Below are 12,731 nucleotides of genomic sequence, written 5' to 3'. Positions count from 1 at the left end.
CTCTTTTCTATTTTGTATACAACCAAAAACAACCTTATGAAAAAAACACTGATTGGCTCACTTGTAGGAGCCATCATTCTCTTTCTCTGGCAATTTCTTTCATGGACTATGGTACAATTGCACAGGTCTGCTGAAGCATACACGCCAAAGCAGGATAGTATCCTTCAATACCTGAGCACACAATTTTCTGAAGATGGCAGTTATTTCCTGCCTACTACTCCTGATGGTGCATCAAAAGAAGAACAGGAAAAACTGTATGAAACCATGGATGGTAAGCCCTGGGCCCAAATTCATTATCATAAATCGATGGATATGAATATGGGTATGAATATGGCAAGAGGGTTCGCCATAAATATTGTTATACTCTTACTGGTTTGCTGGCTCTTTAAACAGATGGGCTCACCTCCTTTTATGACAATTCTTTCAGCCAGTATTGTGATTGGAATAATTGGTTTCTTAAATGGCCCTTATACCAATCATATCTGGTTCCAGACCCGAGACCTTATGGCTTATTTAATTGACGCTATTGCATCATGGGGTCTTGCAGGTATATGGCTGGGATGGTGGTTAAGAAGAAAATAATATCATACAACGATATTCACTGCTCATTCATCCCATTTCACTATAAAAGAAAGGTCACAGTAATTGTTACTGCGACCTTTTTATTCGTTGTTTATCTGTATTAAGGCATAATGATCAACGGAGTTCCGCCATCGATGGAAACCAGTTCCAGATCGAAGATCAGTTCTTCTCCTGCCAGTGGGTGATTGGCATCGAGTACTACCACAGCTTCACGTACTTCAGCAATGGTTACAGGAAAATTTTGTCCTGAACCATTACTCATATTTAATTGCATTCCCACTTCCGGAACCATATCTGCAGGGAAACGGTCACGGGGAAATTCCATAATCATTTCTTCCTGTTTAGGTCCATAAGCCTGATCGGCAGGGATATGAATTGTTTTCTTTTCGCCAATGGCCATACCGGTAACACCGTCATCAAATCCTGGGATCACCATTCCGCCACCCACTTCAAACTCCAATGGCTCTCTTCCTTCAGATGAATCAAATGTAGTTCCATTGGTTAATTTGCCGTGATAATGCACTTTTACAGTATCACCTTTTTTTACTTGTTGCATACTTTTTTGTTATGTGATAAAGAATACGGAACGTAGTAGCTTAGCATTGACATCCGGAAAAACAGGAAGAAAAAGTTAAGTTGTTATTAAAACGAACCGAAGCGCAAAAGTACAACCTGCAAAGGAAGTGCAGCCAAGTATTTTTTGTTAACTTTCGCATTTTAAAGACCCTTATATGAAGTTATTTACCCTTATATGTTCACTTGCTATTATACTGAGTGTCAATGCCCAACCTAAGGATGCAAAAGGTCTGAAAGCTAATTCGGCCTCACCAAAGGATGAGAAAGAGCTGAAAATCATTCCGGCAGCTCATAGAACACAGGTTTATCTTCCATTGCTGAAAGGAAAACGAGTAGGTATTTTTGCCAATCATACTGCTACTATTGGCGACCGCCATCTGGTAGATACTTTGTATACACTCGGTGTAAAGATTACCAAGGCTTTCGGTCCTGAACATGGTTTCAGGGGTACTGCAGACGCAGGTGAGAAAATTGATAATTATGTCGATCCTTATACTGGTATTCCCGTTGTTTCATTGTATGGAAAGAAAAGAAAACCAAGTGCAGAAGACCTGGCAGATGTAGACGTCTTGTTGTTTGATATTCAGGATGTGGGTACCCGTTTTTATACCTATATCTCATCATTACAGGAATTTATGGATGCGGCATTTGAACATGGCAAGCCACTCATGATCCTCGACCGCCCCAACCCCAATGGCTTTTATGTAGATGGCCCCATACTCGACACTGCCTATAAAAGTTTTGTAGGCATGCAACCCATTCCTATCGTATATGGCATGACGATGGGTGAATATGCCCTGATGCTGGCTGGTGAAAAATGGCTGTCGCCAAAAGCCAATGAACGTTATGAATATTACAGACGCGCCAAAAACTCTCCACCCGATACCCTCTTTCATTTTCAGGTTATCAAAAACCAGAATTATACGCATAAAAGTCAATATGAATTACCGGCAAAACCATCTCCCAACCTGCCGGATATGTCATCTATTTACTGGTATGCCAGTACCTGTTTCTTTGAAGGCACTGTTTTAAGCGAAGGAAGAGGAACCGATCATCCGTTCTCAATTTTTGGCCACCCTTACCTGCCAAAAAATATGTATGCATTTACACCAACCAGCAGAGATGGTGCAAAAGAACCCAAACTAAAAGACAGACAGAGTTATGGTTGGAATCTTTTTGGCACAAAAGATGAAGTGTTGAAAAAAGTTGATAATAAGATTCAGTTAAAATACCTGTTGGAAGCTTATAAACTCTTTCCTGATAAGGACAATTTCTTTATCAAACCAAAAAGCGAAAAACCAACCGACTATTTTTTCAATAAACTGGCCGGAAGCGATCAGTTGATGAACCAGATCAAAGCCGGGAAGACAGAAAAAGAAATCCGCGACAGCTGGGCACCTGGTATAGCAGCTTTTAAAAAAATCAGGAAACAGTATTTGTTGTATTTAGATTTTGAATAACAAAGAAAGTGAGTAGTGAATAGTGAGCAGTGAGTCAATTTTTTAACCTACTCACCACTCACCACTCACTACTCACCACTCACCACTATGCGTATCATCTTCATGGGCACTCCCGAGTTTGCTGTAGCGTCATTAGATGCTTTGGTGAATGCCGGCTTTACTATTGCAGCAGTTGTTACGGCACCTGATAAACCGGCAGGCAGGGGTATGCAATTACAGCAGAGTGCTGTAAAAAAATATGCCTCAGAAAAAAATCTTCCGGTTCTGCAACCCGAAAAATTAAAGGACCCCGGATTTATTGCACAATTAAAGGAGTTAAAAGCAGACCTGCAGATTGTAGTGGCATTTCGTATGTTACCGGAGATTGTCTGGAACATGCCGCCAATGGGTACTATTAACCTGCATGGTTCATTGTTACCACAATACCGTGGAGCTGCTCCCATTAACTGGGCCGTAATAAATGGAGAGAAAGAAACAGGCGTAACTACTTTTAAACTGAAACATGAAATTGATACCGGTAATATATTATTACAGGATCGTTTTACAATTGGACCCGATGAAACAGCCGGAGAAGTACATGACCGCATGAAATTAATCGGAGCCAGACTTCTTGTACAAACTGTAGAAGGTTTACAACAGGGCATTCTCAAAGAAAAAATACAGGACGAACTTTTTACCGAGTCAGATATCAGGCATGCCCCAAAAATTTTCACGGAAACCTGTAAAATAAACTGGGCTAATACAGCAGATCAGGTTCACAACCTGATCCGTGGATTATCGCCATATCCAGGTGCGTTAACCACATTAGAAGGTAAAGTATTGAAAATATACAGCAGTAAAAAGGAATACAACATTGTAAAAGACCAACCGGGCACCATGCACACAGATGGTAAAACCTATCTGCGCTTCACCTGTACTGATGGATACATTTATGTACTGAATATGCAACTGGAAGGAAAGAAAAGAATGGCTGTTGAAGATTTTCTGCGAGGTTACCGCCAGCAATAATTATACAGGGTTACTGTAGTTTCGATTTCAGCGTTGTGAGGTCAACAATTCCTTCCTTACGCCAAATTTCTTTACCCTCTTTATAAACAATGAAAGTAGGTAGTACGCTGGCTTTGATACTTTTCATCACTTCTATATCAGTGCCGCCATCTACTTTTACCAACTGATATTTATTACCCATTTCTTTTTGTAGTTGCGTAAGAACAGGTTCCATTTTTTTACAGGGTGGACACCATTCGGCACCAATATCAACCAACACTATCCCTTCTGTCTGAATTTTCTGTTGAAATATACTTATTGTCATCTGCTGAGTCACCACATCAGCCTCCAGTTGTCTGCCTTCTATTTGCCATGCTGATGTACCTCCTTTCAAATTGAATACTTCAGCAAAGCCTTGTTTAAGCAACCATTTTGCAGCCTGTTCACTTCTTACACCTGAGGCGCAATACACCAGCAATGGTTTCGATCTATCCAAATGCCTCGTCCTCTCCTCAAACTGTTGTTTATTCAGCCAATCAGCTTGCAAGGAATTTTTAAGATGACCAGCTTTGTATTCACCCGTAGTTCTTACATCTAATAACTGATAGGATCCTGTTTGCCATTTTGATTCGAATTCGGTCACTGTAATAGACAATTTCTGTTGTGCAATACTATCACAGGATGAAAAAGCGATTACCACCACAAATACATATTGAATCAACGGTTTCATAAATGTCTTATTCAAAATAAGTAAGTGTTATTATAAACTGCTGGTCCTTCATGTCTAAAACAGATGCGGCAGAATTGCTCATACGTAATAATAAACCCTCCGCTCCCTTGGTTTCCGGCAAAGGACCCAGTACCCTTGCACAAATACTTTTATTATTAACTGCCGTAATACGCACAATGGTACCTGGTGTTATATCATTGATTAGTACGTAATATTTCCTGTCTGTCCAACCGCTGATTGTTTTAAAAGTAGAAGCACTGCCCGAAAAAGATTTCTGAACCAGCGTAAGATCATTTTTTACATAAAGAGATGCGAAAAAACCTTCATCAGGGCCTTGTTGTCCTGCCGCCGGCACAATTTCTTTTTTTACTTCTGTTACAGGCAAAACAGCTTCTGTTTTAACCTCGGTTTTTTTTGTGGGCTCATTCACAATGGTTACCGGTTTCTCAGCAATGGTTACAATATCTGTATTTTTCTCAGCAACTATATTTTCTGCTGGTGCTGTTTTAGCAGCAATTGTTTCTTCTGTATTTATTTTAAGATAACCAACTATAATTTGCTGTCCGTTTTTAACAGCATTATTACCCAGTTTATTCCATTTCCGTATTTGAGTGAGGGGAACTTTATTATAGGTCTGAGCAATTTTAAACAGGTTATCACCTTTACCCACCACATGATACACCGCTCTTCCGTTCCCTGTTGCCTGAATATCCTGTAATTTCAATGGCACTTTGATGACACTTCCTTTAGATAAAAGAGAGGAAGGGCTTTTACCATTAAAGCGGGCCAGTTGCGAAGCGGTAAGATCGTATAACCTGCCCACTGATGAAAGTGATTCTTTCTCACCAACCTTATGCTCAATATACATAGCTGTGGCCTTACCCTTGATCAACAGTTTCTGTTGAGCAAAAGCCGTGAGCCCAAATAAACATACAAGTATAAATAAGCAATATTTTTTCATAGGCCTCGGGGGGATGAGAATGGCAAATTTAAGGAGTTAAACAGAGTAATAAGAAATAAGAAACATGAAATGAGAAAATAAAGTAGCACACTACTTTCTTACTCCTTGTTTCTTATTCCTTATTTCTTATTTATTTCGTATTCTCCATTCCTGCGGGTAATAGTTGTTGATACGGTTCGGAAGGGCTTTTATCCAGCCAAGGGAAAGGTTTTGATAAGTGATTAAATTCCATCCTTTAGGTGCCTGCAAAGAAATATCCTGACGGCGCAGGTACTGAAGCGCCTGTTCACGATCAACCTCAGTCTGACTAAAAGATTCTTTGGGCAATAAACTCATCGCCAGTTCGTGGGATGGTACAATATCTTTTCCTTTGATGGTGCCGATTTCAACACCTGCTTTGCGGATATATAGCGAGCCGGCAAGTATATTGATATCATCCAGCCATTTTCGTTGAACTACCCTGAACTGATCAGCCTGTTTAAAGACATGATATTCATCTGTCAGGGGGGAAAATGACAATACCTGCTCCAATTCTTGTTTACCAGGTTTTGTGATGCTTACATTTTTTCCATAAGACAGTTTTGCCTCTGTTTGTTTCTTTTTAAAAGCAGCTATAAAAAAGCCTTCCCCTTTTAAACGGTCGGGGTAAAAACGGTAACCTGCTGCCTGTTGTTTTGCTGATAAGGAATGAACAATACCCCATGCATCATCTGTCTGAACAGGCAAAGATTCCATTTCCATTTCATCTACTAACCAGTCTGCAATCATTTCATCTTCTTCTTTTGAATAGGAGCAGGTGGCATAGATTAAAATACCTTCTTCTTTGAGTACAGGCAGAATATCAGATAAAATCCGCTGCTGTCGTTGGCTGCATAGCTGAACATGATCAAGGCTCCATTCGTTTATGGCATCAGGATCTTTTCTGAATAAACCACTTCCACTACAGGGAGCATCCACTACAATCACATCAAAATAATTTCCCAGCGACTGAAACTGAGCAGGATCATTATTGGTAACCACCACATTATCATTCCCCCACTTGGTCATATTCTCCACCAAGATGGCTGCACGTGATTTAATGACTTCATTGCTTACCAGTAAGCCTTCCGGAAAATAAGAAGCGAGTAAAGTAGACTTACCTCCGGGTGCGGCACAGAGATCCAATACTTTTTTACCTTCAGCATCCGGTACTAATTGCTGCAGCATTTGCCAGAGAAACATACTGCTTGCATCCTGCACATAATAAGCACCTGCATGAAAAGAAGGATCAGAAGTAAAAGAAGGTCTTTCAGGAAGATATAAACCCAGCAGGCACCAGGGAATTTTTTCACCTGACCGCTCAAGGCTTGTCCATTGTTGTTTTAGAGGATGAAAGCGAATGGCTGTAACCTGTTCACCAGATTCATGTACCTGTTTGAATGAAGATTCATTAAAGCCCGGAACATCCTGAAGAGATTGAATAAGATCGTGCGGAACTGGCATATCGCAAAAATATGCTATTCTCAGAAACACATAGTTCCGGCTTTAAACCCGGAGCTATGACTAGAATAAATGAAATGAAGAATTATAACGCTTTGATCTCCGTAACTAATTTTTGTAACGCCGCTTTTGCATCGCCAAATAACATGGATGTTTTTGGCTGGAAGAAGAGTTCATTTTCAATACCCGCATAACCGGGTTTCATACTACGCTTATTTACGATTACTGTTTTAGCCTGTTCCACTTCGAGAATGGGCATGCCATAAATGGGCGATGATGGATCGGTTTTAGCTGCAGGATTTACCACATCATTGGCGCCCAGTATGAGTACCACATCAGTAGTTTTAAATTCATCGTTGGCCTGTTCCATTTCCTGCAGTTTATCGTAGCTCACATCTGCTTCCGCCAATAACACATTCATATGACCCGGCATACGACCTGCTACCGGGTGAATAGCATAAGTAACAGCAACTCCTTTTTCTTCCAGTAATTTCTCCAGTTCATGACAGGTATGTTGTGCCTGTGCCACTGCCAGTCCATAACCCGGAACAATAATTACTTTATTGGCATAACACATACATACAGCAGCGTCGGAAATAGATATTTCTTTGTAATTACCCTGCGGGCCTTGTGAAGCACTGGCACCACTAAATTTATTACCACCAAAAGACCCAATCAATACATTGGTAAGACTTCTGTTCATTGCTTTACACATGAGTATGGTGAGCAATGTACCTGCTGCACCTACAAGTATACCTCCTGTTAACATTACCTGGTTATCGTAAAGGAAACCACCACAGGCAGCAGCTACACCGGTAAAGGAGTTGAGTAATGAAATAACCACGGGCATATCGGCGCCACCAATGGGTAATACAAATAACACACCATAAATCAATGAAGCAATGGCAATACCATAGAAGAGCCAGTAATTTTCTGCATTGAGGTTAAACACCAGATAACCTGCTGTTACCAATGTTGCCGCTAATAAAACAAGGTTAAATATTTGCTGACCCGGAAAAGCAAAGTCTTTGATTTTGCCATTCAGTTTACCCCATGCAATCACACTTCCTGCAAAAGAAACTGAGCCAATAATTAACCCAAGAAATATGGTTATTAAAGTTCCGGCATGAATTTCAATAGTTATCCCTTTGGCAAAAGCATCTTTAATATGATCAAATTCAATAAAAGAAATCAACGCTGCGCAGGCTCCTCCCATTCCATTGAACAGGCTCACCATTTCGGGCATAGCAGTCATCTTTACTTTTCTTGCTGCTAATACACCAACGATGGTACCTAAAATAAGTCCGCCAAAAATCCATTCGTAATTACCCAGTTTCTTCCCTTCTTCTTCATACAAAAAAATGGTGCCGAAAATAGCAACCGCCATACCCACAGCAGCCACCAGATTACCTTTCCTGGCAGAGTCGGGGTGTGACAGCATTTTTAGTCCGATGATAAATGTCAACGAACCAATCAGGTAACAAAGAGTGAGCAGACTTAATTCCATACTTATTTTTTTCAATCCCTGTTCGGGAGCGATATACTATTTTTTCTTTTTAAACATTTCAAGCATCCGGTCGGTCACTACAAATCCGCCCACCACATTGAGTGTGCCAAGTACTACCGCCAAAAAGCCGATTACAAGTGCAATATAATTACCCGGCTCTACCTTCCCCATCACAATAATGGCTCCAATAATTACCACTCCATGAATGGCATTGGCACCACTCATAAGCGGCGTATGTAATACACTCGGCACACGTCCAATCACTTCAATTCCTAAAAAAATTGACAGGAGTACGATGTAGATAATTTCGATATGCGCCTGTATCCAGTTTAAAACGGCTTCCATTTGTATGTTAGTTTAGATAGATTTTTTTATCGGCAACCAGTATAGTGAGTAGTGAATAGTGAGTATTCAAAATATTCTACTCACTACTCACTACTGACTATTCACGCTTTCTTCACCCTCTCATGCACCAGTTCTCCTCCATGTGTAATACAGCATCCTTTCACCAGGTCATCTTCAAAGTTGAGGTTTAGTTGCGCCTCTTTGTCAATGATGAGTTGCAGGAAGTTGAGTACGTTTTTTCCGTATAGTTTACTGGCATCCCATGGCATATCGGCTGCCAGGTTACTGTTACCCATGATGGTTACTCCGTTATGAACAATGGTTTCATTATTTTTTGTAGCAAATACATTTCCGCCTGTTGAAGCAGCAAGATCAATAATTACACTACCAGGTTTCATACTGTTCAACATAGATTCGGTAACCAGCAATGGTGCTTTTTTACCGGGTATCTGTGCAGTGGTGATAATGATATCAGATTTGGCCACCGATTCTGCCAGTCTTTGTTGTTGTCTTTGTTTGAACTCTTCTGACTGTTCCACTGCATAACCACCTGCTTTTGATGCATCGGCGGCTCCTTCTACTTCAATAAATTTCGCACCCAGACTCATCACTTCTTCTTTTACAGCAGGTCTTGTATCAGACACTTCCACTACTGCACCCAGTCTACGTGCCGTTGCTATGGCTTGCAAACCTGCTACACCGGCACCGATGATTAATACTTTTGCAGGAGGTATACTACCTGCAGCCGTCATAAACATGGGGAAATAACGGGGGAATAATGTAGCTGCCAGTAATACGGCCCTGTATCCTGCAATATTCGCCTGACTGCTCAACACATCCATACTTTGTGCACGGGTGGTACGTGGAATTAAATCGAGGCTGAATAATGTTACCTGTTTTGCAGCCAGCTCCTGCATCAGTGTAATATTGAATAAGGGTTGAAACACCCCTACTATTACCTGACCGGGTTTTAATAAACTGATTTCTGCTGCTGACAGCGGATGAATACAAAGCAGCAAATCGCTCTGTGATAAGATCGTATTACGATCCTGTAAAACAACCTGCTTGTCTGTATAAACAGTATCGGCTGCAAATGCATTTTCACCTGCGCCTTTCTCCATCCATACCGCTACATTCTTTTTAACCAGTGCGTCTGCCTGTTCCGGTAAGAGCGATACTCTTTTGTCTGTATTTCTTTCACTTAGTATACCAAGAATCATGGTTTCAATTTAGGTGTTTTTTTCTAAGGGGGCAAGGGTTTCTTTGTGCAATCGGTATAATTGGGGTGGGATGGGATAGTGGCGATTTTTTTACCCATTTTACAGGTTCACCGACGAGAACATGAGACGGGGAGCTTTAGCCGAGAGAGGAGTTAGAAGCGGATGGTGATATGTTGTTTGGTACGGAACTCTTTTCTGAAAAAAATGATCCCAATAAAAAACAAATCAATAGAAAGTGTAACAGCTTCATCCTTCTGTATTTCCCTCCATGCCTGCTCCATTTCGGCACTTTTGTGGATTCCGGTAAAAATAAGGATGCTACTATCATTGATATGTTCGAGTAATTGCCTGAAATAATACATTGTTGGGGCATAAAAATGGCTTGCATCAATCAATACCATATCAGGTTCTCTGCCTTCCTTTAGCCATACAGGTAATATTTCATCAATATTACCTTCCATCAGCCTGCAATTCCTGATACCTAATTTTTTAAACTGCTCCCTGGCACTATTTGCGAGTGCTTTCGATCCTTCCATGGTAGTAACGGAAGCATTCTCATTGGCCATGGCCATGTAACTGCTTGTTATTCCGAGTGATGTTCCAAGCTCCAGTATTTGTGAAGGCGCATATCTGTCAACCATTCGAAATAAAAGTTGGCCGAACTTTACAGGCATCAAAGCGGAGCGCGCTATTACAGCTACTTTACCGGATGCAGATGCATTTTTCGGGAAATCTATTTCAAGTGTTCGCTGATTATTGAGTAATAATTGCCGGAGGTTTTCTATTTGTTTATATGCATAAAACTGTCTGTCATCATTTAATACACGCTCAATAAAATCAAATACAAAAGGAGAATGAACACCATGGCCTTTTCCATTAGATGCCGTGATATAATACCTCACATATTTGACTACCATCTTAACCGGTGAATACATGCAATTCAATTATTTAAACAGCTTTCGGTTTCTTCTTTGAAAGGGTAATTCTTTTAGTAGCCAAAGTAATGCATACACAGCACAAAGCAGGCTACCGTAATGGAGAACTTTGAAAATAAGATCAAAGTAATTCCATGAGCCTGTTCCTCCTGCAGCAATCACAATAAGAATAATGATCGATAACCAGGGAGTATTTCGAACCCGTCGTATCAAAAACAACCAGGGCAATAATATCAGTATTGTAAGTCTGTAAAAATAAGCATCGGGTTCAAAAGGTGGAAGGTCTTCTGGTTTTATACCTGTCTGCCGCATCAGTTCCTGACCTAACCTTGCCAAATCAATCAACTGTTTGATCAGGAAAATCGAATACAAAATAAAAATAAGATTGGTGGCTGCTAATAATGCTTTCGCATACCGTTTATACGAGCGGTAACCCAGCCAGGAAAACAACAATAAGAATGGAACAGTAAAAGCAAATGCTGGTTCTATAAATGCCATAGAAGGAAGTTTACCTGCGCGTCCATAACTGGAAGCTGTATGGGTAAGCATGTTTTTCGTTCTTTGGAAAAGTTTCATCAGCTACCAGTTGCCATTCATCTGGCGACAGTTCAGGAAAAAAAGTATCTGCATCCGGAGCTGTTTGTACCCTTGTGAGATACACTTTATCAGCCTGCCCCATTGCCTCTTTATATATCTCCCCGCCTCCAGCAACAAATACTTCCTTATAGTCTGCAGACGCGGCTACAAATAAAGCATCACGCAACGAGTTTACCACCGTAACACCTTCCGGCTGCCAGTCCTTCTGTCGGGTGATGATAATATTTAAACGACCCTGCAAAGGTTTACCAGATAGTGATTCAAATGTTTTACGCCCCATAATCACAGGCATGGCCCAGGTTGTTTTTTTAAAAAACTGTAAGTCCTTAGGCAGGTGCCATAACAACTGGTTATCCTTACCAATGGCATTATTCGTTCCCGCTGCAACAATGAGAGAAATGAGCATAGTCAAAGATAGGGGCTTTTAATGGCTGATGTCTGATGGCTGATGTCTGATTTAATTCTTGACTTCTCCTCCTTTCTCATTCTTTATTTCATATTTCTTATTTCTCTGTTTCTTAAACCGCTACCGGTGCTTTAATATGCGGATGGCACTGGTAATTTTCGAGGGTAAAATCTTCGAACTGAAAACTGAAAATATCTTTTACATCCGGGTTAATCTTCATGGTCGGAAGTGGAAATGGTGTTCTGCTGAGTTGCAGTCTGGCCTGTTCAATGTGGTTGTTGTATAAATGCACATCCCCAAAACTATGTACAAAATCACCATAGGCTAATCCGCATACCTGCGCCACCATCATAGTAAGTAATGCATAGGAAGCAATATTGAAAGGAACACCCAGAAATACATCTGCACTGCGTTGGTATAACTGGCAACTGAGTTTACCATCCGCCACATAAAACTGGAACAGGCTATGACAGGGCATCAATGCCATTTTCGGCAGTTCTGCCACATTCCAGGCACTGACAATAAGCCGACGGCTGTCGGGATTTTTTTTGATCTGTTCGATAAGATCGGTAATCTGGTCGATGGTTTCTCCATTGGCCCCTTCCCAACTGCGCCATTGTTTGCCATATACCGGACCCAACTCTCCATTTTCATCGGCCCATTCGTTCCAGATACTTACACCATGATCGGTGAGGTATTGAATATTGGTTTCGCCTTTCAGAAACCAGAGTAGTTCGTAGGCTATACTTTTCAGGTGCAGTTTTTTGGTGGTAACCAGTGGAAATCCTTTTTGCAGATCGAAACGCATCTGGTAACCAAAACAACTGATGGTGCCGGTACCAGTACGATCGGTTTTTTGTACCCCGTGATCTAAAATATGCTGAAGAAGCTGATGATATTGCTGCATGGGCGCAAAATACGCCACTCGGGCCGATGTTACAGCACC

General features: G+C 41.0%; 14 protein-coding genes. 3 read left to right on the top strand and 11 right to left on the bottom strand.

The window, feature by feature from the left end; genetic code table 11:
• Positions 1–36: 36 nt before the first annotated feature.
• On the top strand, positions 37–582 hold the full coding sequence (locus tag KXJ59_RS01080) for a hypothetical protein (protein ID WP_295200187.1): 546 nt from the start codon (positions 37–39) through the stop codon (positions 580–582).
• A gap of 100 nt (positions 583–682) precedes the next feature.
• Here the strand turns inward: KXJ59_RS01080 and KXJ59_RS01075 are convergent, their stop codons facing one another.
• Entirely contained in the window at positions 683–1,138 is a 456-nt protein-coding gene (locus KXJ59_RS01075; RefSeq protein WP_295200185.1) for a peptidylprolyl isomerase, read from the bottom strand.
• A gap of 175 nt (positions 1,139–1,313) precedes the next feature.
• On the opposite strand from KXJ59_RS01075, the gene KXJ59_RS01070 reads away from it, so the two are divergent.
• Together KXJ59_RS01070 and fmt are read left to right on the top strand one after the other, a co-directional pair.
• Complete coding sequence (locus tag KXJ59_RS01070; protein ID WP_295200184.1) at positions 1,314–2,618, top strand: DUF1343 domain-containing protein; 1,305 nt, start codon at positions 1,314–1,316, stop codon at positions 2,616–2,618.
• Between the two features lie 87 nt (positions 2,619–2,705).
• A complete protein-coding gene (gene fmt, locus KXJ59_RS01065; RefSeq protein ID WP_295200182.1) occupies positions 2,706–3,626 on the top strand; it encodes a methionyl-tRNA formyltransferase in 921 nt (306 codons plus the stop codon).
• Positions 3,627–3,636: 10 nt separating this feature from the next.
• Here the strand turns inward: fmt and KXJ59_RS01060 are convergent, their stop codons facing one another.
• From KXJ59_RS01060 to KXJ59_RS01015, 10 genes are all read right to left on the bottom strand, one after another.
• Positions 3,637–4,335: a rhodanese-like domain-containing protein gene (locus KXJ59_RS01060; protein WP_295200180.1), complete on the bottom strand. Its 699-nt coding sequence runs from the start codon at positions 4,333–4,335 to the stop codon at positions 3,637–3,639.
• Between the two features lie 7 nt (positions 4,336–4,342).
• A complete protein-coding gene (locus KXJ59_RS01055) occupies positions 4,343–5,296 on the bottom strand; it encodes a LysM peptidoglycan-binding domain-containing protein (protein ID WP_295200178.1) in 954 nt (317 codons plus the stop codon).
• Positions 5,297–5,422: 126 nt separating this feature from the next.
• Positions 5,423–6,778, bottom strand: a complete 1,356-nt coding sequence (locus KXJ59_RS01050) for an RNA methyltransferase (RefSeq protein ID WP_295200177.1) — start codon at positions 6,776–6,778, stop codon at positions 5,423–5,425.
• Between the two features lie 82 nt (positions 6,779–6,860).
• Entirely contained in the window at positions 6,861–8,282 is a 1,422-nt protein-coding gene (locus KXJ59_RS01045; protein WP_295200175.1) for an NAD(P)(+) transhydrogenase (Re/Si-specific) subunit beta, read from the bottom strand.
• Between the two features lie 36 nt (positions 8,283–8,318).
• Positions 8,319–8,627 (bottom strand): NAD(P) transhydrogenase subunit alpha, encoded by a 309-nt coding sequence (locus KXJ59_RS01040; protein ID WP_295200174.1) that lies wholly within the window; start codon positions 8,625–8,627, stop codon positions 8,319–8,321.
• A gap of 101 nt (positions 8,628–8,728) precedes the next feature.
• Positions 8,729–9,847, bottom strand: a complete 1,119-nt coding sequence (locus tag KXJ59_RS01035; RefSeq protein ID WP_295200172.1) for a Re/Si-specific NAD(P)(+) transhydrogenase subunit alpha — start codon at positions 9,845–9,847, stop codon at positions 8,729–8,731.
• Positions 9,848–9,999: 152 nt separating this feature from the next.
• A complete protein-coding gene (locus KXJ59_RS01030; protein ID WP_295200170.1) occupies positions 10,000–10,749 on the bottom strand; it encodes a class I SAM-dependent methyltransferase in 750 nt (249 codons plus the stop codon).
• A gap of 42 nt (positions 10,750–10,791) precedes the next feature.
• The gene (locus KXJ59_RS01025) at positions 10,792–11,280 is read right to left on the bottom strand and encodes a hypothetical protein (RefSeq protein WP_295200168.1); all 489 of its coding nucleotides are present in this window, start codon (positions 11,278–11,280) and stop codon (positions 10,792–10,794) included.
• Positions 11,281–11,290: 10 nt separating this feature from the next.
• The gene (locus KXJ59_RS01020; RefSeq protein WP_295200165.1) at positions 11,291–11,785 is read right to left on the bottom strand and encodes a dihydrofolate reductase; all 495 of its coding nucleotides are present in this window, start codon (positions 11,783–11,785) and stop codon (positions 11,291–11,293) included.
• Positions 11,786–11,897: 112 nt separating this feature from the next.
• Positions 11,898–12,692, bottom strand: a complete 795-nt coding sequence (locus tag KXJ59_RS01015; RefSeq protein ID WP_295200162.1) for a thymidylate synthase — start codon at positions 12,690–12,692, stop codon at positions 11,898–11,900.
• Between the last annotated feature and the right edge of the window lie 39 nt (positions 12,693–12,731).

This window comes from Sediminibacterium sp. (assembly GCF_019264485.1).
Classification (GTDB): domain Bacteria; phylum Bacteroidota; class Bacteroidia; order Chitinophagales; family Chitinophagaceae; genus Sediminibacterium.
Note: the sequence above shows the minus strand (reverse complement) of the source record. Positions and strands in the feature narration are given on the sequence as shown.